We start from the raw sequence: 21457 nt of genomic DNA, 5'->3' as shown, positions 1-21457 counted from the left end.
AGGCGTGTCACCATGGCGGTACGTGGCTCTGCCACGAACACACCATCCTGTCTGCTGAACTTGTTGACTGAACTATTGCGCCGGGCGAAGGCGCCAGATGCCAAAGGGCATTTGCGGCGTCAGATGCGTGCTCTGCCACTTGCCATGCCAGGTCCATCGGTGACCGGTCATCAAGTCCTCGCCATGTGTCTCGGCATGATCTTCCAGGCCCAGCTCCCATAGCGGCAGCTCGAAGTGACCGGACTGATCGTGGAAAGGATCAAGGCTTACGGCCACCAGCACCACATTGCTCATGTCCAGCGTCGACTTGATGAAATAGAGAATGCGCTCATTGTCGATGGTGCCAAAGCGAACGCCCAGATGGGTCTGAAGCGCCGGATTCTGACGTCGAATCCAGTTGAGTCGGGCGATCTCGGCGCTGATGTTGCCAGGGGCGAAGTAGTCCCGTGCCTTGAGCTGGTATTTCTCGGAGTCGAGATACTCCTCCTTGCCCGGCACCGGCGCCGCCTCGCAAAGCTCAAAACCCGAGTACATGCCCCAGAGCCCCGAACCCATGGTGGCCAGCGCCGCCCGGATCAAAAAGCCCGCACGTCCGGAACCCTGCAAAAAGGTCGGATTGATATCAGGCGTATTGACGAAGAAGTTGGGCCGATAGCACTCACGCAGCGGTGACTCGTTGAGCTGGGTCAGATACTCGGTCAGCTCGGCCTTTGTATTGCGCCAGGTGAAATAGGTGTAGCTCATGGTGAAGCCGACCTTGCCCAGCCGCGCCATGATGGCCGGGCGGGTAAAGGCTTCGGCAAAAAAGAGGACATCCGGATCACGCGAGCGGATATCGGCAATCAGCCACTCCCAGAACGGGAAGGGCTTGGTATGGGGGTTGTCGACGCGAAAGATCTTCACCCCCTCATTTACCCAGCCCTGCACCACATCGCGCAGCGCCAGCCAGAGCCCGGGCACGGCATCCCGGGCGTAGAAGTCGACATTGACGATGTCTTCATACTTCTTGGGCGGGTTTTCGGCGTAGCGAATCGTGCCATCCGGACGCCAGGCAAACCAGCCGGGATGCTCGCCAAGCCAGGGGTGATCCGGCGAGCACTGGATGGCGAAATCCAGCGCAATCTCGAGCTCATGCTCACGGGCGGCCGCCACCAGGGCACGAAAATCTTCAAGCGTGCCCAGCTCCGGATGAACCGCTTCATGGCCGCCATGCTCATTGCCGATGGCATAGGGGCTGCCAGGGTCACCGGGGCCGGGGGTCAGCGTATTATTGGGTCCCTTGCGGTGGGTATGACCGATGGGATGGATGGGCGGGAAATAGAGCACGTCAAAGCCCATGTCCCTGATTATCGGCAGTCGGGCGTGCACATCGTTGAAAGTGCCATGCTGACCGGGAGTCCGGCTTTCCGAGCGGGGAAAGAGCTCATACCAGCTGGCAAACTCTGCCAGCGCACGATCCACCTCCAGTGGCATGACCGCGCTGCTGCTTAGATGACGCTGGGGGTCGCACTGCTGCATCAGCGTCAGGGTGTCACGCGACAGCAAAAGCGCCACTCTATCGCTGTCACTGTCAGCGGCCTCGAGCCGTGAAAGCAGTGTCTTGAGCGCTTCGGCCGATACCTTGTCGGAGTCTGCTCGTTCAAGAGCCCGGGCGACATGTGCCTGCCCCTCCTGCAGCTCAAGGGCAATCGGAACGCCGGCGCCGTGCTTTTTGCTCAGCTCATGGTGATAGGTGCCGTACAGGTCCCACCAGGCCTCGACCACGAATTCGTGGGTCCCGGTTTCGGTGGGAATAAAGACGCCTTCCCACAGATCATTACCCAACGGTTTGACCAGTGTCAGCGACTCACTGTGCCACTCATCGGTAGAGGTTGACGAGGACTGCACACGCTCCTGCGTGCAGCGCCAGCGAACGCGGGCGGCCAGCACGTCGTGGCCGTCAGCGAAGATCACGGCGGTCACATTGACCGGTTGCCCGACGATGGCCTTGGCGGCAAAACGCCCCTGCTCAACGCCGGGTTCAATCTGTTCGATGGCAATGCGATCGGCCATGGTGGCCTGCATTACCGGCGCATCCTGCTGCGCATCGTTTCGGGATGTATTGCGTTGCACCATCGACATTGCTGCTCGCTCCTTTCCCTGGGCGCAGCCCCTTGTCCTTGTCGGGTACGGACAGGGCTGTCGGCAATCCGCCGATGGCAAGCGCCATCGGCGACATGGTTTGACTACCCGTTGCGGCTGGCACCGCTGTCATCTCTCACCAGCTCCAGCAGCACCATGGAACGGCTTTCGACCTCAAAGGTGCTGCCGAAATCATGATGGCCTCCTTCCCTGCTGTCAGGCTCGGCGGTGTTGAGACGGAAAATCCAGTGACGCCCGGAAGGTACTTCCGGCATCGTCCAGGTGATCGGCTCATGATGCGCATTGACGATCATCAACAGCGTACTGTGTGAACCCGCCCGACGGATGCCGGTCGGCTGGGCACGACCATCCAGCAGTACGCCGATGGCGCGAGAGTGGTCCGCCTCCCAGGTGGCAACATCCATTTCGTCGGCGTCCGGCGTCAGCCAGGTCACATCGCGGACTTCCAGCTCATCGTTCCAGTCGCCGGTGAGGAAACGGCTGCGATGCAGCATCGGGTAGCGCCGCCGCAGCGCAATGATATGGCGGGTGAACCTCAGCAGATCACGCCCTTCCTCGGAAAGCTCCCAGTTGACCCAGCCAATCTCACTGTCCTGACAGTAGGCGTTGTTGTTGCCGCCCTGGGTACGTCCGAATTCGTCTCCGGCCAGCAGCATCGGCGTGCCCTGAGAGAACATCAGGGTAGCGAGCATGTTGCGCATCTGACGCATGCGTAGCTCACGAATCTCCTGATCGTCGGTCTCGCCTTCGACTCCATGGTTCCAGGAGTGGTTATCATCGTGACCGTCGTTGTTGTCTTCGCCGTTGGCCTCGTTGTGCTTTTCACTGTAGGTCACAAGGTCACGCAGGGTGAAACCGTCATGTGCCGTGATGAAGTTGACCGACGAGTACGGCTTGCGACCCCGGTGATTGAACAGGTCCGCTGAACCGGTCAGGCGCGTGGCAAATTCGGCCAGCTGGCCTTCATCGCCTTTCCAGAACGCACGCATGGTGTCGCGGAACTTGTCATTCCACTCGGCCCATCCCGGCGGGAAGCCGCCGACCTGATAGCCACCCGGGCCACAGTCCCACGGTTCGGCAATCAGCTTGCACTGGGACAACAGCGGGTCCTGACGACAGGAGTCGAGAAAACCACCGCCTTCATCAAAGCCATGCGGCTCACGCCCGAGAATGGTGGCCAGGTCGAAACGGAAACCATCGACGCGCATCTCGTCAGCCCAGTAGCGCAGCGAGTCGGTGACCATCTGCAGCACACGAGGATGAGACAGGTTGACGGTATTGCCGGTGCCAGTATCGTTGATGTAGTAGCGCTTCTCTTCCGGCATCAGACGGTAGTAGCTGGCGTTATCGATCCCCTTCCAGGAGAGCGTCGGCCCCATCTCGTTGCCTTCGGCGGTGTGGTTGTAGACCACATCCAGAATGACCTCGATACCGACCGCATGACAGCAGGCCACCATCTGCTTGAATTCGCTGATGGTGTTGGTCGCCATGTATGCCGGATGCGGGGCAAAAAACGACAGGGTGTTGTAACCCCAGTAGTTGTGCAGCCCCTTCTCCTGCAGATGACGGTCGTCGGCAAAGGCATGGATCGGCATCAGCTCCAGCGAGCTGACGCCCAGGTTGCGCAGATGGTCGAGCACTGCCGGGTCACTAAGGCCCGAGAAGGTCCCCCGCATCGCCTCGTTGACCTTCGGATTCATCATCGTCATGCCACGAACGTGAGCTTCATAGAAGATGGTGCGATCCCAGGGCACATGAATCTCGCGCGAACGTCCCCAGGTAAACGCGGGGTCAATGACCCGGCACTTGGGAATGAACGGTGCGCTGTCACGTTCGTCAAAACTCAGATCGCCATCTTCATGGCCGATGGTATAGCCATAAAGGGCATCGTCCCACTTGAGCTCACCGACCAGCTGGCGCGCACACGGGTCAATCAACAGTTTGTTGGCATTGAAACGGTGTCCGTTTTCGGGCTCATAGGGGCCATGAACCCGGTAACCGTACAGCTGACCCGGTCGAGCATCGGGCAGATAGCCGTGCCAGACCTCATCGGTAAACTCGGGAAGCTCGATACGCTCAAGCTCTTCTTCACCGTCTTCGCTGAAAAGACACAGCTCCACCCTGGTGGCGTGCGCTGAAAAGAGGGCAAAGTTGACCCCCAGTCCGTCCCAGCTGGCACCCAGCGGATAGGGCAGGCCTTCACGAACCCGGCTGCGCTGCTGACCGTAGGTCGAGTTCAGGGGCGCTTCACGTCCACCCGAGGTGATTCCGGGTGTCGGTGCGCCGGGATGAATCGGTGTTGTCGTCATACATCACTCCCAAAAGGGAAATACAGGGGCTCTGGCCGTGCGGTGAGCACGACTACTGGCTCGGTTTATCATCGTTACTGCTGGTGCTGCGTTTGCGTTTGGTAGTGGCTGTTTCGTCAGCGCTCTTCTTTTTGGCCGCCGCTGTCTTGCGAGCGGCACCTGATTTGGTCGCCGCCGTTTTGGCGGTAGTGGTTTTGCCTTCTGCGCTGTCGGCAGCGCTGCGCCGTTTGGTCGTGGCACTGCGTTTGGCGGGCGACTTTTTGGCCGCCGGCTCGGCGGCGGTGTCAGCGTCAGCCTGTGCGGCGACGGAAGCTGATGGTGTTGCAGTTTTGGCACGTGTGGCCGGTTTCGGTTGCGCGTCCTGTGGCACGTCGGTAATCCGCTCGGCGGCCACCATGCGACAGGCCATGTGCCAATGACGCTCTGCCTGACCGTCAGGACACTCCTCGGCTTCCCATATCCGGTAAGCCAGTAAACGAATACGAAGCTGATCATCTGCCATGTGATCCATTCTCCTTCGTGGGTCATGCCCCTGATATCCGGCAGACCCGTTTTGTCTGAAAGGCACCAACGCTGCGTCGATACCTGCAATAAGGGTTATACCGACTGCATCTGATCGGTTCCGGAGGCCTCAGCCCGCGTTGTCTCGGCCTGCCGCGCCTCTTCAGCATTCAAGGTGACCGGTGCCGTATCGCGAAACAGCACGCAAAACGGCAGCGCCGCCATGAGCTCTGCTATCGGCGCCTGTAGATTGACGGCCTGCCCGGTCGTCAGCGACTGCCAGCCACGGGCCTCATCTACCGAACATTTCAAACGGGTATCGCCCCAGCGCGAAGCGTCAATGCGCAGCGTATCGCCTTCAAGCAGCGAGCTGGCGTGACGCGTGGCAATCACCATGACGGCCCGCCCTTCATGCTCGCGCGTAAAACCGATCAGCTGTCCGGCACGCTCGCCTTCAAACGCCACACCCTGATAGTCGCCCTGCAGGAAGGGCTCCGGCAGGCGCTGTCGAAGACCAAGCACCTGCGTGATCAGGGCCTGCTTGATGTAACCGTCGCGCCAGCCATCGATCAGCTCGCTCAACGGCTGCCCCTGCGTCAGCTGCTCGCGACGCGTGTTGAAATCAACCGGACGACGGTTATCGGGATCGACCAGTGAAAAGTCCCAGCGCTCGGTGCCCTGATAGCAGTCCGGTACCCCCGGCACGGTCATGCGCAACAGCGTCTGGACCAGGCCATTGAGCGCACCGGCCGGACTGATCGCGGTCACGACGTCATGAATCGAGCGGCGAAGGTCAGCACCACGGTCTTCGGTGAGCAGCGTCATGACAAACGCACGACACTGAGCCTCGTAGGCCTCGTCCGGATAAAGCCAGTGCGAGTTCAGCTTGGCCTCGCGCAGCGCCTTTTCCTGCCAGTCGGCAATACGATGAGCAAAGGATTCAAGGCCTTCGCCATCATCAAGCGACAGGGTCAGCGGCCAGGCCCCCACGATCAGTTGATAGAGCATCATCTCTTCAGCGGCGGAAGGGCCGGCCAGAGCGCCGTCTTCGTCACCGGGCTGACGCAGTGATGAGGAAGTGATCAGCCACTCCCGGACCTGCTCTGCCCAGCGATCGCCCCATTCTGAAAGCGCCGCCAGACGCGCACGGACGTCTTCACCTCGTTTGTGGTCATGAGTGGCCGTGGTCACCATCGTTCCCGGGAAGTGGCGTGCCTGCCAGGCATTGAAGCGGTGAAAGGCCTCGGCCGGACCAGCAAAATGTGCGCCATCAAATCCGACATCGTTACGCGAAATCAGCACGGCGCTGCGGTAACCGGCGGTGTCCTCCACGGCCTTGGCTGCCAGCGGCGAGGTCAGCTGGGCAAAGCGTACGATGGCGTTACGACGCAGCCGACAGCCCGGCGCATCATCATTATTGGGTGCCTCACCGCCCAGCCAGTCATAGATCTGATCCAGCACCGCCTGCTCCGGCGGCGTGAGCGCTTCCCTTGCTGCGATCACGGCATGGGCGAAAAAGTTTTCATCGCGCGGCGCCAGTCCCTGATCATCGGCATAGGTACGATAGATGGGGAACTGCACGGCCAGCTCGCGCAGCACGCGCCGGATCATGGCAGGCGTTGTGTCCCGGGTCATGGGGTCGTGGCGCGCTACATCAGACAGCGCTCGCACGGCCCGCTCGAATTCGGTCACCAGTGCCGTGCTGATGATTTCACGCCGGGCACGGATCACTTCACTGTCAAAGCTGTGCGCACGCCCTGAAAATGACTGCCACAGCGCCTTGAGGGGTGCTTCACCCTCTGAATCATGCTGAAGCTTCGAGACGGCGTTCATGAACTCATAACCGGTGGTGCCGGTCACCCCCCAGTCCAGCGGCAGCGACTCGTTGCCTTCCAGAATCTTTTCTACAAAGATCGGGACAGGCGTCTCGGGGGCGCCGCCGGGTCGACGCGTGGCCGCCTCATCGACACGTGCACGCAGCAGGCGGCAGTAGCCGGCCGGGTCGGCCAGCCCGTCGACGTGGTCAAGACGCACCCCGTCCACCAACCCCCGTTCGATCAGCTCCAGCAGATAGACATGGGTCTGTGCAAACACGGCCGGGTCGTCCACCCGCAGAGAACCCAGTTCGGTGATGTCAAAAAAGCGGCGCCAGTTGAGGCTGTCATTGGCCGTACGCCACCAGGCCAGACGATAGTGCTGACGCTCGAGCAGCACGTGCAGCCGCTCGGCCCCTTCCGGCGTTTCCGGGTTGTAGCGTGCCAGCAGGGTCTCAAGCTCCGCGCGACCTTCCTCGGTGCGCACGTGCTCGACAAGCATCAGCCCTGCCCGCTCGGCACCTTCTTCCAGCGATACCGCCTCTTCGATCTGCTCAAAGGGACGCGCCTGCTCACCCATGCCGTTTTCCAGCAACATCAGCGCATGGCAGCGCGGATCGATGGGAAAGCAATGCTCGAAATAATCGATCTGGAAAAGGCCGGTGGTCTCATCAAGCGTAAGTTTCATGTCACCCGACACCAGCGCCTGACCATAGGGCTCGCCCAGAAACGGCACCAGCAGGCGCCCTTCCAGGGTCGGGTCGCCGTTATCACGCCAGTTGATGTCGAACATGTCAGCAAAACGACTGGACGGCCCCCAGCGCAGCACATCCAGCCAGTAGGGATTTTCACGACCGCCGACGGCCAGGTGGTTGGGCACAAAATCGACGATCAGCCCCATGCCATGCTGTCTGAGCCGGCCGACCAGCCGGGTCAGCGCGGCCTCATCACCGATTTCGGGATTGAGCCTGGTCGGGTCGACGCCGTCATAGCCGTGAGTCGAGCCACTGCGTGCGGCCCACAACGGGGAGGCATAAAGATGAGTGATGCCCAGCCCTGCGAAATAATCGACCAGCGCCTCGGCATCATCGAGGGTGAAGTCCTTGTGAAACTGCAGACGCAGACACGACAGCAGCGGCTTCAGATCGGGCTGGCTGGAGACTACCTCCATGGATGCTTCACTCATGCGTCCCTGCTCCTGCGCGTGCGGTGGTCATGGCCCGGAGTCTGCTCCTGACCTCCGGGGTTTCAAACATGTCGTCAACACTCAAGGGCTGACGACGACGCCAGTTGGGGTGCTCATCCAGGGTTCCGGGCAGATTGGGCTGTTCTTCAAGCCCCAGAAGATCCTCAAGCTGAAGCAGCACCAGCGGCGCCGGTGTTGACCCGATATGGTGTGCGGCGGCTTCAAGCCAGGTATCGCGATCAGCGTCCGGCGAAATCCCAAAGGTGTCGGCCAGTGCCGCGATGTCCCGAGTGCGCTGCTCACGCTGCTGCTCGGACGTTTCGTCTTCACCGAGCATGTCGAGCTTGATGCGCCAGTCCAGATCGCGCCCCAGCCGCCAGCCGGCCACCGTGGGCAGATCATGGGTGCTGGTCATCGCCACGGCGCGCGATGGATAGTCCCGGGCGGCAGTAAATTCATCGTCCTCACGTTCGAACCACAAAACGCCCATACCCAGAATCCCGAACTGCTCCAGACGCTCGCGGAACGCGGGTTCGACCGTACCCAGATCCTCGCCGATGATCACGGCGCGATGACGCCAGGATTCCAGTGCGATCAGGCGCAAAAGCGATTGCTCGGGGTAACGTACGTAGGCGCCCTGGGTGGGCGAGGCGCCTTCCGGAATCAGCCACAGACGGGAAAGCCCCATGATGTGGTCGATGCGTAGACCGCCTGCACCGTGCAGGCACGCCCTGAGCGTGGCGATAAAGCCGTCAAAGCCGTACTCGATCAGGCCCTGCGGCGAGAAGCCCGTCACACCCCACTCCTGCCCATTGGCGTTGAAATCATCCGGCGGCGATCCGATGCGCAGCTTGCCCAGCATCTCCTCGGGGCGACTCCAGGCCTGGCTACCGTGCGGGTCCACGCCCACGGCGATATCGGCGATCAGTCCGATGCGTTGCCCGGCATCGATGGCGCGCTGCTGCACGGTGGCCAGTTCAAGGGCAATCTGCCACTGCGCAAAGGCATAAAAGGCCACGCGTTCGCCGTGTTCCTGACTAAAACTCGCGACCGCCTCGCTTTTGACATCCTGCATATCATCTGGCCATGCATGCATGGGGCCGAGCACTTCGCTGATCGCCTCAAAGCGACAATGGTTTTCCAGTGTCTCGCCGCTTTCCCTGCGAAAAGCGTTCAGTGCCTGACGACCCGCCTCGGAAAGCGAGCCAAACTCATGCTCGAGCGCCTGCCAGCGCATACGGCTGACGTGATCATAATCCACCAGCAAGGTGGCCTCATTACCGGCCGCCGTATCCTCTGTCACGCCGTTATCAGAGGCACTGTAGAGCGGATTGAACGCCAGCCGCGTTGAGGGCGAATAGGGAGAAAACCGCTCGGGCTGATGAGGAAACAACGCATGCACCGGACTGATGGCCATGGCGTCCAGCCCGTTTTTACCGGCATGCTCGGCCAGTTGCCCCAGCGCCTCACAGTCACCGATACCACCATCGTTGTCACGACGCAGGCTGTAGAGTTGCACGCCAAGGCCTGCCATCGAGGGCGCGCCGTCTCCGGCAAGCGCTGCCACGTCCATGCAGCGATGCGGTGCAACCGCCAGTCGTCGCCTTTTTCCTTCAATCTGAAGCTGGTAATAGCCGGGCTCGGTCACGGCTTCCAATCGACCCAGGTTATCGACACACCCTTCAAGAGTGCGCCCGCTTTCATCGATCAGGGTGTATTGGACGCCTTCGTCCACGACACCTGGCAATTCGATGCCCTGTTCAATTTCGCCGACAATCAGCGGCGGCCAGTCGGCCACGCTTTCAGGCGCCTGCAGTCGCTTGATGGCAGCCAGACTCTCACTGATTTCCTTTGAGGTATCACAGCGATAGCCCAGCCCGGCCAGCACCCCCTTGATGGTGGCCTCATCCAGCTGCTGTGGCCGGTCCTGGCTGTCCTGCCAGTCAATGATGATGCCGGCGGCTTCGGCCAGCGATATCAGTGCGCGGTTCATAGATGGCTGCTCAGACAGGCGCGAACCGCCCCGGGTGCCAGCGTCGTGGCATCGTCCGATTCGCCAAGTTCATAGAGTCGCTGCCCTTCCGGAGCGTCGATACTGACGCGCTGCTTGCCCAGATTGACCGCAATGGCCAGCACGGTGCCATCGCCCATGCGCCAATGTGCAAGGATCGCGCCCTCGCCCAGCGGCACGGCGCCCATGGGACGTGTACCGGGCAGGCGCGGAATGATTTCAGCGTGGCGAATATCCAGCAGCGTCATGTAACGGGTACGCCACATGGCGGCTTCCGGGTCATCCATCGACTCACTTTTCAGGCAGGACTGCTCGAAGGTCGATACCGCATTGGGGTCGGGAATCTGCGCGCGGGTCTTTTCGTCCTTGAAGTGCGAGAAGTCGGCAAATTCGCTGCGGCGGCCTTCACGCACGGCATCGGCCAGCTCATCGCGGTGATCGGTAAAGAACAGAAACGGATGTTGCTCGCCGGACTCTTCCCCCATGAACAGCATTGGAATCATCGGGCACAGCAGTAAAAGCGCCGTGGCCGCCTCGAGGCGCTCCTGATCGACCAGTGAAATGAGCCGCTCACCCATCGCTCGATTGCCGACCTGATCGTGATTCTGCAAAAAGGCAATAAAGGCCGTGGGAGGCAGGTGGCCGCTGGGCTCACCGCGTGAATGACCATGCCGATCGTTTTGACCCTGGAAGATAAAGCCGCCGTGAAGGGCACTGGCCAGCTTGTCGGTAGCATGATCGCAGTAGTCGGCGTAGTACCCCTCATGCTCACCGGTCAGCAGCGCATGGAGTACATTGTGGATGTCATCGTTCCACTGTGCGGTGTAGGTGCTTTCCAGCAGTGAGGCGCTGTTGCGCTCGTTTTCAAGCATCAGATGGATATGACGCGTGTCGTTGACCTGCGCTTTGATCCGCTCGCTCATTTCGCGCAGGAAGCCGTCATTATTGATGGCATGGACGGCATCAAAGCGCAGGCCGTCGAAGCGGTATTCCTCAACCCACATCAGAGCGTTATCAATGAAGAAGTCCCGGACCTGAGGGCGTTCGAAATCGATCTCATCGCCCCAGGGCGTTCGCTCACCGGTAAAGAAATCGCCGGCGTAGTGCGGCAGATAGTTCCCGTCCGGGCCGAAGTGGTTATAGACCACATCCAGAAAGACCATCAGGCCCAGGCCATGAGCCTCATCAATCATGGCCTTGAGCTGGTCCGGCGTGCCGTAGGAAGCTTCGACGGCGTAAGGCAGTACTCCGTCATAGCCCCAGTTGCGTGCCCCGGGGAATTCGTTGACCGGCATCAGCTCGATGGCGGTAATGCCCATGCCGGCCCAGTCCTGGAGGCGCTTGCGAACGCCATCAAATCCGCCCAGCACACCGACATGCACTTCCAGAATGACGGTTTCATGCCAGGGCCGTCCCTGCCAGTGGCTGTTTTTCCAGCCATGACCCTGGGGGTCGATGACCACACTGGGCCCAGTGATGTCTTCATGCTGGGCACGTGCCGCCGGGTCAGGCACGGCCAGATCATCGCTGATGCGATAGCGATAGTGCGCCCCCGGTGGGCACTCGAGCTCAAGCGCAAAATGACCGTTCTGCCCCTTTTCCATGGAGAGAACTTCGGGTTCACCGCCGGGCGTGCGTGACAGCTCCAGCCTGACTGTCTCGGCATCGGGTGCCCAGAGGGTAAAGCGGGTGCGGTGATCGTCCAGTACGGTGGCACCGTAATGGCAGCGATAAGAAAACCGATCACCAGTGGATTCGGATACGGAAGCACTCATGTTGGCCAGTCTCCCTGACGCAGATAAAGCGTACTCAATGGTGGAAGCGTCAAAAGCAGTGACGCAGGATGGCCATGGCTGGGGTCGGGGTGTGCATGCAAGGCACTCCCGTTGCCCTGGTTACTTCCAGCGTAGAACACACTGTCGCTATTAAATATCTCGCGCCAGACACTCATGACCGGCACACCGATGCGGTAGTGATGACGAACCACCGGCGTCAGGTTGCATACCACCAGCAGTGGCGCCTTGCCGGGCTCGGCGTGGCGCATGAAGGCAATTACGCTGTTGGCACTATCATCGCCGACCACCCACGAAAAGCCCGCCGACTCTCCATCCCGCGCATGCATTGCCGGATCTTCCACATAGATCCGGTTGAGATCGGCGATGGCCCGCGCAAGCCCTCGGGGCCCGGCTTCATCCAGTCGTTCCCAGTCCAGCTCACGGTCATGATGCCACTCGCGCCATTGTCCGAACTCGGAGCCCATGAACAGAAGTTTCTTGCCGGGGTGGGCCCACATGAAGGCCAGATAGGCGCGAAGCCCCGCCAGTTTTTGCGCCTCATCGCCGGGCATTTTCGACAGCAGCGATCCCTTGCCATGCACGACTTCGTCATGGGAAAGCGGCAGCACAAAGTGCTCGGAGAAAGCGTATTGCAGCCCGAAGGTCAGATCGCCGTGATGCCAGGCACGATAGAGCGGATCACGCGACATGTACGACAGCGTGTCGTGCATCCAGCCCATGTTCCATTTGAAGGTAAACCCGAGCCCGCCAGCGGCGGTCGGCGCTGTCACGCCCGGCCAGGCCGTCGACTCTTCGGCGATCATCATGACCCCGGGGCATCGCTCGGCCACGGTTGCATTGAGTTCACGCAGAAAATCAACCACTTCGAGGTTTTCACGCCCACCGTGGATATTGGGCAACCAGTCGTCATCGGTACGGCTGTAGTCGCGATAGAGCATCGAGGCCACGGCATCCACACGTAGCCCGTCAATGTGGAAGTGCTCAAGCCACTCTAGGGCGCTGGCAATCAGAAAGCCCCTTACCTCGTTGCGCCCGACGTTGTAAATCAACGTTTTCCATTCAGGATGAAAGCCTTCGCGCGGGTCGTGATGTTCATAGAGGGAAGTACCGTCAAAGCGCACCAGCCCGTGCTCGTCGGACGGAAAATGCGCCGGCACCCAGTCCAGAATGACGCCGATGCCGGCACCGTGGCAGGCATTGACGAAACGAGCGAAGGCATCGGGCGAGCCCATACGTGAGGTCGGGGCAAACATGCCGATGGGCTGATAGCCCCATGAGCCTACAAAGGGATGCTCGTTGATGGGCATCAGCTCTATGTGAGTGAATCCCATGTCGGCCACCCAGGGAATCAACCGGGACGCCAGTGTGTCCCACTCGAGCGTGTTGCCATTGTGATCGTGCTGCCAGGAAAGGACATGAAGCTCGTAAATGGATAGCGGCGCCGTGCGGATGTTGCTGGCATCGCGGCGTCTGAGCCACGCGTGATCGTGCCAGCTGAACGGGCGATTGCTGGCCACTACGGAAACATCCGGCGTCGTGGCCTCTGTCCGGCGCGCCAGCGGATCGACCTTGTGGCGAACCTGGCCGTCTTGGTCGACAAGCTCAAAGCGATAGCGCTCACCAACCCTAAGATGTGGCACGAAGATGGCCCAGATGCCACTGCCGTCGTGCCGCTGCATGGCATGTCGGCGCCCGTCCCAGACATTGAAGTCCCCGACGACCGAGACGCGTTGGGCGTTGGGTGCCCAGAGCGTAAAGCGCACGCCGTCCACGCCATCGATAACGGTGGGACAGGCACCGAACACGCGTGCCAGTTCGCGATGACGGCCTTCACTGAACAGATGAAGATCCAGCTCGCCGGGCATTGGCGAAAACCGGTAGGGGTCTTCAGTGATCTGTATGACGCCTTCGGGCCAGGTGATACGGAGGCGATAGCGCACACCCTTTGGCAGGGACGCCTGATAAAGGCCGTCCTTTAGGGGTTCGGCCACCGTGAGTACCTGATGCACGGCATCTATCAGTTCGACAGCCTCAGCTCCCGGCAACAGTAGCCGAACCAGCATTTGATCGTCCTGCTCATGCGGTCCCAGCCAGCGAAACGGAGCGTCGTGTTGTGCCTGTACAAGGCGTGACAAGGCATCACGCTCACTCTGGCAAGCGCTGAAAGATACTGTCGCCATTATATGCTCACATGTCTTAACGAATGGGCCGTCACCCCTGCAGGCACCATCAGTTGATGATAAAGGCGTCGATAGGGAGTTACTGACAGTCGCCACTGATAGTGGATGGCCATGGCGGCGCGACGCATGGCATAAAACAGCTCTGTGCACCCAAAGATGCGGAAGGCACGATCGATGGCCTTCTGGAAATCCTGCTGCGAGAGCTCATCGAATAGAAAGCCGGTGACCCCGTCTTCGATCGTATCGGCCAGGCCGCCAGTGCGATGGGCAATCGGCAGCGATCCAAAACGCTGAGCATACATTTGCGACAGCCCGCACGGTTCAAAGCGCGATGGCATCAGGAGATAGTCGCTGCCGGCGAAAATGCAGCGGGCTTCTCGCTCACTAAAGCCGATGTGCACACCAATGGCGCCGGGAAAGCGCGCCTCAAGGTTGCGCAGGGCATTTTCGATGGCCGGCTCGCCACAACCGATCACAACCAGTTGGCCGCCAGCGCGCACGATCGACTCGGCCGCTGCAATGGTGAGATCCAGTCCCTTTTGATGCACCAGCCGGGAGACCACGGCAAACAGCGGTCCGTGACTGACGGCCAGCCGGAACATGCGACGCACATGATCGGTATTGGCACGCTTGCCGGCCCAGTCATTGGTGGCAAAGGCACAGGCCAGATAGGCGTCCGTTTGTGGGTCCCAGCTGTCATCGATGCCGTTGGCAATCCCGCTGAGGCGCTTGTCCCGGGCGCAATCCGATAAAAGCCCTTCCAGCCCGCAGCCAAAGGCTGGCGTGGTAATTTCCCGGGCGTAGGTCTCACTGACCGTCGTAATGTGATTGCTGTAGATGATGCCGGCCTTCATAAAGGAAAGTCGGTCATAAAACTCAAGTCCCTGCGGCGTAAAGGCGCTTTCGGGAACGCCCAGTCGGGTCAGATATTCCGGACCGTAAAGCCCCTGATAGGCCAGGTTATGAATGGTATAGACGCAGGGCGTTTCATCATTGTTCCAGCGCAGGTAACCCGCAGCCAGGCCGGTCTGCCAGTCATGCAGGTGTAAAAGATCCGGATGCCAGCCCTGATCCTCGAAGCGATCTCCCGAGGACTCCATCGCCATCTGCGCGGCGGCCAGTGACAGCCGTCCAAAGCGAATGGCGTTGTCTTCCCATTCCTGTCCGCTCTCATCGAGATAGGGGCTGCCGGGGCGATCATAGAGCTCAGGGCAGATCAGAACATAGACGGTCAGCCCTTCAGGCAGCTCGATACGCCCCAGATCGCAGGCAGGAATATCGGCAAGGCCGGGTAGATGATCGATGACATGAATCGGCCAGATGCTTTCGAGCACCTCGCGGTAGGCCGGCATCAGTACACGCATGTCGTAGTGATTGAGCAGCGCGCGTGGCAGCGCCGCCGAGACGTCGCCCAGTCCGCCAACCTTGACGAAATCGGCCAGTTCCGAGGTCACGAACAGGACGGGGTCCGCCGGTTCACTTTGACCGGCTGAAACAGTGCTGTGGTGTGAAAGGGCGTCAGGTATTGGTGTAATGGATGCTGCGGGTCTTGTAGCGTGAGTGGCGTGTGCCAAAGCGGCATCAACGGCTGAATGAGACATGCGCGACCTCCTCGCGAAGTGCGCTGACGCCGAAGTGTCTCGAGCCATGAAGCGGTACAGCTGACAGCCCTTCAGGGCGCCGGCACTAATGGGCGGCACCACTCGGACACTGTACAAATATCGTCATCGTCGACAATCCCTATCGACAAACGATCGCTTATGGTCGGCTGTGCATCCGGCACCACCGCTACCTGATAAATCCACCAGAAAATGGTACCGAAGCAACACGACCCTATTTGCCGGAACCATAAGCCAGATATAACGTGAACGGCCAGCAGGGTCAAAGCCCTTTTAAGGCGGCTGTTACCAAATTTGTAACTTTTTTAAACAAGTTGATCTGGGTTAAAAATACTGGCGAAAGAAACGCTGTTCAAGGCAAATTGATGAACAATCCTTGCATTTTTACAGACAATCAGGATCCCTTCATGTACTCGTTTGTAACGGCATGACCCTGTCGATGCTACCGATGCCTCAAGCCTGTTAACAATTCAGGGAGCTTACCGAGCCAAGCCGTCGCGATCGGGAAAATGGCCGGACCACGCTGTCAGTCCCGAAGCGCTTCCCTGTCAGATTGAATGGCGCGATGGACACGCATCCTTTGAAACACTACCCCCCGTCCGGGCGCAAACAGAAAGGACAGCAGAAACAACAACGCCTGAACAAGCACGATGACGGCGCCGGTTTCTACATCCATATAAAAACTGATCATGATGCCTGCAAGCACCGAAAGCCAGGTACTCACAGCGGCCACTGCCATCATCGGAGCCAGTCGGCGCGTCAATAGAAAGGCCGTACTACCGGGCGTGACCAGCATGGCGATGACCAGAACCACGCCGACAGCCTGAAGCGCCATGACCGTCGCCAGCGTCAGCAATACGGTCAGTAAAAACTGCAGTCGATGTGTATCAACCCCCATGACACTCGCCTGCTGAGGGTCAAAACAGTAAAGCCGGAGATCGCTGAACTTCAGCATCAGTGTCCCCAGCACGACAATGCCGGTCACCATCAGTTGAAAGCGCGTCGAACCCTCGATACCCAGCAGGTTGCCCAACAGGATGTGCATAAAGTGCACGTCCGATGGGACCGCCGCCACCAACACCATGCCCAGTGCCAGAAATCCCGTAAAGGCGATCCCCAGCACCGCATCGGAACGGATGCGACAATGGCGCTCGATCAAACCTGCTCCTACCAGACAGCTCAACGCACTGACCAGCGCGCCAATCACCATGGGGATTCCCATGAGCCATGCCAGAACAATACCCGGCACGACCGCATGAGAGGCAGCATCCCCCACCAGCGACCACCCCTTCAAGACGACCAGGCACGACAGCACGGCACAGACCGTACCCACCAGCAGCCCCATCCAGAGCGCCTGTTGCATGAAATCCAGCGTCAGGGGCAACAGCAGCATAACCAGCGTATCGCTCAAGGCGCTCATGAGCCCTCCTCACCGACCACCTGCGACCCACGACGCCGACGAGCCAACACCCCATGTCGCGGTGCCAGCACAAAAATGATCAGAAAACAGAAGGTCTGCAGCAGCACAATGGTGCCGCCGACAGAACTGTCCATGAAGTAGCTTGCCCAGCTGCCCAGGAAGGCACACAGGCCACCGACCAGCGGGGCCAGCCACAGCATATGGCCGAAACGATCGGTTAAAAGCCAGGCGCAGGCACCGGGTGTAATCAGCATCGCCACCACCAGCAGCGCACCCACCGCCTGTAGGGCCGCGACAGTCATCAGGGAGAGCATCGACAACAACAGCACATTGAGCCAGGCAACGTTAAGCCCCATGACCCGGGCATGTCCTTCGTCAAAGCAGTACAGCATCAGATCCTTCCAGCGCAACGACAGTGCCACAAGGCAGACCAGCGAGATGATCACCAGCTGAATGGTCTCACTGTCGCCAATGCCCAGCAGATTGCCGAAAAGAATCGTGGTGAGCTGCACGCCACCGGGGTTGAGCGAGATCAGGACCAGCCCGAGGGCCAGAAAGGCTGAAAAGACCACGCCAATGGCGGCATCACTTTTCAACGCGCCCTGCCCCTTGATCAGCCCGATACCACCCACCGCCAGCAATGCACTGATAAAGGCCGCCGGGGCAAATGGCAGGCCAAGGGCGTAGGCGATCGCAATGCCCGGCACCACCGAGTGAGAGAGCGCATCCCCCAGCAAGGACCAGCCCTTGAGCACCACATAGCAGGAGAGCCAGCCGCATACGGCACCGATCAGTGTGCCGACCCAGATACCGCGCGCCATGAATTGATAGTCAAACGGTGCCAGCAACAAGGCGACGGGATCACCGCTCATGACAGGCTCCAGGCCGAACTGCGATCACAAACGCCACGCTCGGTATCCGACAGGACCGTATCGGCCATGACGTCGCCGAAGGTGGTGGCTAGATGGGGCTGGGTAAAGGTGGTCGCCACAGGCCCAAAGGCGACGAGCTGCCTTGAAACCATGGCGACGTGATCACAGTACTGCGGCACGCTGGAAAGCGCATGCGTCACGATCAAAACGGTCACGCCTTCATCACGCAAATCGCGAATCAGCGACATGATGCTCTGTTCGGTATGCGCGTCCACGCCGGTGAAAGGCTCATCGAGTACCAGAATACGACTGCCCTGAGCCAGTGACCGAGCCAGAAACACACGTTTTTTCTGTCCCCCGGACAGCATGCCGATCTGGCGCTGAGCCAGATCCTCAATCTCAAGGCGGGCCATGGCGGCCTTCACACAGCGGCGATCGGTCTCTGACGGAATGCGCAGCCAGTTCATCTGCCCCTGACGCCCCATCATCACCACATCCCATACAGAGACCGGAAACTGCCAGTCCACCTCTTCGGCCTGAGGCACATAGGCAACAAGATTGCGCTTCTGAGCCTGGCGCACGTCCATGCCCAGAAGCCTTACCCGGCCACTGGTCGGACGTGTAAACCCCAGAATGGTTCTGCACAGGGTAGACTTGCCGCTGCCATTGGGGCCGATCAGCGCACAGACACTGGCGCTCGGAAGAGACAGGGAAATGTCCTGAATCCCCAGATGCCCGTCGGGATAGCGCACGCTGATACGGGAGACTTCAATGAACGGTTTGTCATCTCGATCAGGGTTATTCAAGGTCAAACCCCTTTTTTATCTGCTGGGCGTTATAGCGCAAAAGGGTTTCATAATCGGGCACCGGCCCTTCGGCACGTGTCAGTGAATCGACATACAGTGTACCGCCATAGCGCGCACCGGTTTCGGAGGTCACCTGCTTCATGGCCCGATCATTGACCGTGCTTTCACAAAAGGTCACCGGCACGCGATCGGCGTTGAGATCATCGATCAGGCGGCGAACCTGTTGCGGCGTGCCCTCCTGATCGGCATTGACTGCCCAGAGATAGCGTTCACGAAAATCATACTCGCGCGTCAGATATGAGAAGGCGCCTTCACAGGTGGCCAGAATGCGCTGCTTGTCGGGAATTTGTGTCAGGGCAGTCCTGAGCTCGCGATCCATGTGCTCAAGACGCTCACTGTAGGCCCGGGCATTGCGGTTGTAGGTGTCAGCCTGATCCGGGTCCAGTGATACCAGCGCTTTCCTGATGTTCTCGATATAGATCAGGCCATTGATCGGTGTCATCCAGGCATGTGGATTGGGGCGCCCCTCATAGGGACCTTCCTCCAGGCCAATGGGCTCGATGCCCTCGGTCAGCACGGCAGTGGGGACATTCATGCCCTCATAAAAGCGCTCAAACCATCGCTCAAGACCCATGCCGTTATACAACAGAAGATCCGCCTGACGCGCCTTGAGGATATCGCGTGGCGTAGGAGCGTATTCATGAATTTCGGCGCCCGGCGGCACAATCGAGATGACGTTCAGGGCATCGCCTGCCACCTGACGTGCCATATCCGCCATGATGGTAAAGCTTGCCACCACGGTTTTGCGCTCCTGTGCCAGCGCCGAACCGGAGAACAGCATTGATGCTGACAGTGTCAGAACCATGATTGTTCGAATGACTGACAGACGAGCCTGAACAGACGCCCCCATGGCTGCCTCGAGCCGTGAAATCATGACAGATCCCTCTGTGACCCATATCATCATGACGATGCTATTTAACCGTGGTTAAAAATTAAACCCCAAGTTGCTTAAGCAATCCTGACGACCCGGTTCTCATGGAGCGTTTATGGCTCGCGCCCGCTATACCGCTGGGGCAACATGCCGTTTCGATGATTGGAAGAGGCCATCACGTGTCAATACATTCTCGACGTTCAGGGCGCGGCCCTGCTCTGATAACAGGGTTGATCCTGTCATGGCTGGCAACCTCGGCCATGGCGCACCCTCATGGCTGGGTCGACTACCGCGTCACGGTCATGGTCGATGACCATCAGCGGGTCACGGCGCTCAAGCAGTCATGGAAGATGGACCCGTTTCAGAGCCTGACCATGATCGAGGGGCTGGAAAGCGCCGAAGGACATGAGAGCATGCCCGAGCGCCTTGACGCGCTTGGCCACGAGATCGCCGCCAATCTGCCCTCTCAGCACTATCTGACCCATGTCTACGATGGCGACCAGGAGCTGGCACTGGGTGGCATCGAGGATTACACCACTCGCCTGAACAATGATCGGGTCGAGTTCTCCTTTATTCTGACACTGGCCAAACCTCAGCCGCTCAGCGAGACACTGAGCTGGAAGATTTATGACGGCACCTACTTCATTGAATTCCTGTACGACGACCAGACCGAATACCCCATTGAACTGGTCAATGCGCCCGCCCGGTGTCATGGCGAAGTGACCCATGCCGACCCTGATCCGGCAGTCGTTGCCAGCGTTTCCGTCATTGACGTGACCGGCGATACGCCCGAAGGCGTCGGCAGACTTTTTTCGGATACTGGAGGCATCAAGTGTCCGGCTTCCTGAAACCGGTCGGAGTGGCGCTGTCCATGGTCGCAGTAACCGTACTGCTGTTCGCACCCCCTGGCCATGGAATCTGGCAATCGCTGGTGGCAGACATCATTGCCTGGCAGCGTACGCTGCACCGGGGGCTGACCACGGCCATGATGACGCTTTCCAGACGTGAGGAGGTGGGAGACTGGTGGGATCTGATGGCGCTGAGCCTGGGCTACGGTGTCTTTCACGCGCTGGGGCCCGGCCATGGCAAGGCAGTGGTCGCCACTTACCTGCTGACCCATCGTGCAGCCCTTAAACGAGGGCTGGTCATGACTGCCAGCGCCGCCCTGCTTCAGGGCGTGGTCGCCATCGTCATCGTCACGGTGCTGGTACTGGGGTTTGGCTGGCTGACCCGGGAAGCCATGGCAAGTACCGCCATGGTCGAGAAGGCAAGTTTTGTCGCTGTCACCCTCCTGGGGCTCTGGCTCATGGTTCGTGCCGGTCGCGGTCTCCACGGGCTCAGACGCCAGCCCTCCCCGTCTTCCTCTCTCATGGGAACCCTTCAACCGGCTGCCTTGAAGCTCACTGCGCCACAACCTTTCGATACCCGCGTTATGACGCCGTTGAACCATGTCAGCAGCGGACCCTGTCACTGCGGTCGGACCCATCATATCGACCCCATGGCCAGCGGCCGCCACTGGCGTGAAATGACCGCCGCCGTCATCTCGATCGGACTGCGCCCATGCAGCGGCGCCGTCATGATACTGGGCGTGGCCGCCATGCTCGGCTTCTGGTGGGCGGGCGTACTGGCCGTGCTGGCAATGTCGGCAGGTACGGCGCTGTCGACCTCGATTCTGGCGGCGGCGACGGTACTGGGACGCAGACACATGGCCGGTCTTTTCCAGCGCGCCGGGAACCGGCGCCTTCCAGGACTGGGCCACTTCTTCGCCCTGATGGGCGGCGCGCTGATCACGCTGCTGGGCATCGCGCTTTTACTCAATGCGCCTGATGCGGCCCTGTCACCCTTGATGCAGGGACCGCTTCGCTGACCG

General features: G+C 60.0%; 14 protein-coding genes. 2 read left to right on the top strand and 12 right to left on the bottom strand.

Annotated elements, in window-relative coordinates; translation table 11 throughout:
* Positions 1–72: 72 nt before the first annotated feature.
* The 12 genes from B9H00_RS13185 to B9H00_RS13130 all read right to left on the bottom strand — a co-directional run bounded on the left by B9H00_RS13185 (position 73) and on the right by B9H00_RS13130 (position 19590).
* Entirely contained in the window at positions 73–2121 is a 2049-nt protein-coding gene (locus tag B9H00_RS13185; RefSeq protein ID WP_211329578.1) for an alpha-1,4-glucan--maltose-1-phosphate maltosyltransferase, read from the bottom strand.
* 104 nt (positions 2122–2225) lie between these two features.
* Complete coding sequence (gene glgX, locus B9H00_RS13180; protein WP_086901030.1) at positions 2226–4451, bottom strand: glycogen debranching protein GlgX; 2226 nt, start codon at positions 4449–4451, stop codon at positions 2226–2228.
* Between the two features lie 52 nt (positions 4452–4503).
* Positions 4504–4953, bottom strand: coding sequence for a DUF2934 domain-containing protein (locus B9H00_RS13175; RefSeq protein ID WP_157663223.1), 450 nt, complete (start codon positions 4951–4953; stop codon positions 4504–4506).
* Between the two features lie 95 nt (positions 4954–5048).
* Complete coding sequence (treY, locus tag B9H00_RS13170) at positions 5049–7952, bottom strand: malto-oligosyltrehalose synthase (protein WP_211329577.1); 2904 nt, start codon at positions 7950–7952, stop codon at positions 5049–5051.
* The gene (malQ, locus tag B9H00_RS13165; RefSeq protein WP_086901028.1) at positions 7945–9945 is read right to left on the bottom strand and encodes a 4-alpha-glucanotransferase; all 2001 of its coding nucleotides are present in this window, start codon (positions 9943–9945) and stop codon (positions 7945–7947) included. The genes treY and malQ overlap by 8 nt, the downstream gene beginning before the upstream one ends.
* Complete coding sequence (gene treZ, locus B9H00_RS13160; RefSeq protein ID WP_086901027.1) at positions 9942–11738, bottom strand: malto-oligosyltrehalose trehalohydrolase; 1797 nt, start codon at positions 11736–11738, stop codon at positions 9942–9944. The genes malQ and treZ overlap by 4 nt, the downstream gene beginning before the upstream one ends.
* Positions 11735–13939 carry a 1,4-alpha-glucan branching protein GlgB gene (gene glgB / locus B9H00_RS13155; RefSeq protein ID WP_086901026.1) on the bottom strand — a complete coding sequence of 735 codons (2205 nt, stop codon included), beginning with the start codon at positions 13937–13939 and terminating at the stop codon, positions 11735–11737. The genes treZ and glgB overlap by 4 nt, the downstream gene beginning before the upstream one ends.
* The gene (glgA, locus tag B9H00_RS13150; protein ID WP_086901025.1) at positions 13939–15540 is read right to left on the bottom strand and encodes a glycogen synthase GlgA; all 1602 of its coding nucleotides are present in this window, start codon (positions 15538–15540) and stop codon (positions 13939–13941) included. The genes glgB and glgA overlap by 1 nt, the downstream gene beginning before the upstream one ends.
* 544 nt (positions 15541–16084) lie before the next feature.
* The gene (locus B9H00_RS13145; RefSeq protein WP_211329576.1) at positions 16085–16978 is read right to left on the bottom strand and encodes a metal ABC transporter permease; all 894 of its coding nucleotides are present in this window, start codon (positions 16976–16978) and stop codon (positions 16085–16087) included.
* On the bottom strand, positions 16975–17850 hold the full coding sequence (locus tag B9H00_RS13140) for a metal ABC transporter permease (RefSeq protein ID WP_086901024.1): 876 nt from the start codon (positions 17848–17850) through the stop codon (positions 16975–16977). The genes B9H00_RS13145 and B9H00_RS13140 overlap by 4 nt, the downstream gene beginning before the upstream one ends.
* Positions 17847–18656, bottom strand: coding sequence for a metal ABC transporter ATP-binding protein (locus tag B9H00_RS13135; RefSeq protein WP_211329575.1), 810 nt, complete (start codon positions 18654–18656; stop codon positions 17847–17849). The genes B9H00_RS13140 and B9H00_RS13135 overlap by 4 nt, the downstream gene beginning before the upstream one ends.
* Positions 18649–19590, bottom strand: coding sequence for a metal ABC transporter substrate-binding protein (locus B9H00_RS13130; RefSeq protein WP_169713443.1), 942 nt, complete (start codon positions 19588–19590; stop codon positions 18649–18651). Before B9H00_RS13130 ends, B9H00_RS13135 begins: the two co-directional genes overlap by 8 nt.
* A gap of 176 nt (positions 19591–19766) precedes the next feature.
* Between B9H00_RS13130 and B9H00_RS13125 the strand changes: the two genes are divergently transcribed.
* Positions 19767–20435 carry a DUF1007 family protein gene (locus B9H00_RS13125; protein WP_236944282.1) on the top strand — a complete coding sequence of 223 codons (669 nt, stop codon included), beginning with the start codon at positions 19767–19769 and terminating at the stop codon, positions 20433–20435.
* Positions 20420–21454 carry a nickel/cobalt transporter gene (locus B9H00_RS13120; protein ID WP_086901022.1) on the top strand — a complete coding sequence of 345 codons (1035 nt, stop codon included), beginning with the start codon at positions 20420–20422 and terminating at the stop codon, positions 21452–21454. The genes B9H00_RS13125 and B9H00_RS13120 overlap by 16 nt, the downstream gene beginning before the upstream one ends.
* The last annotated feature ends 3 nt before the right edge of the window (positions 21455–21457 follow it).

The sequence above is a fragment of the Kushneria marisflavi genome (assembly GCF_002157205.1).
GTDB classification, from domain to species: Bacteria; Pseudomonadota; Gammaproteobacteria; order Pseudomonadales; family Halomonadaceae; genus Kushneria; species Kushneria marisflavi.
This window is presented reverse-complemented; position numbering and strand designations above follow the sequence as displayed.

What these genes read in the sequence shown, in the direction of transcription:
- B9H00_RS13185 (WP_211329578.1), bottom strand. Translation starts at nt 2,121, where the DNA reads ATGTCGATGGTGCAACGCAATACATCCCGAAACGATGCGCAGCAGGAT.
- glgX (WP_086901030.1), bottom strand. Translation starts at nt 4,451, where the DNA reads ATGACGACAACACCGATTCATCCCGGCGCACCGACACCCGGAATCACC.
- B9H00_RS13175 (WP_157663223.1), bottom strand. Translation starts at nt 4,953, where the DNA reads ATGGCAGATGATCAGCTTCGTATTCGTTTACTGGCTTACCGGATATGG.
- treY (WP_211329577.1), bottom strand. Translation starts at nt 7,952, where the DNA reads ATGAGTGAAGCATCCATGGAGGTAGTCTCCAGCCAGCCCGATCTGAAG.
- malQ (WP_086901028.1), bottom strand. Translation starts at nt 9,945, where the DNA reads ATGAACCGCGCACTGATATCGCTGGCCGAAGCCGCCGGCATCATCATT.
- treZ (WP_086901027.1), bottom strand. Translation starts at nt 11,738, where the DNA reads ATGAGTGCTTCCGTATCCGAATCCACTGGTGATCGGTTTTCTTATCGC.
- glgB (WP_086901026.1), bottom strand. Translation starts at nt 13,939, where the DNA reads ATGGCGACAGTATCTTTCAGCGCTTGCCAGAGTGAGCGTGATGCCTTG.
- glgA (WP_086901025.1), bottom strand. Translation starts at nt 15,540, where the DNA reads ATGTCTCATTCAGCCGTTGATGCCGCTTTGGCACACGCCACTCACGCT.
- B9H00_RS13145 (WP_211329576.1), bottom strand. Translation starts at nt 16,978, where the DNA reads ATGAGCGCCTTGAGCGATACGCTGGTTATGCTGCTGTTGCCCCTGACG.
- B9H00_RS13140 (WP_086901024.1), bottom strand. Translation starts at nt 17,850, where the DNA reads ATGAGCGGTGATCCCGTCGCCTTGTTGCTGGCACCGTTTGACTATCAA.
- B9H00_RS13130 (WP_169713443.1), bottom strand. Translation starts at nt 19,590, where the DNA reads ATGATTTCACGGCTCGAGGCAGCCATGGGGGCGTCTGTTCAGGCTCGT.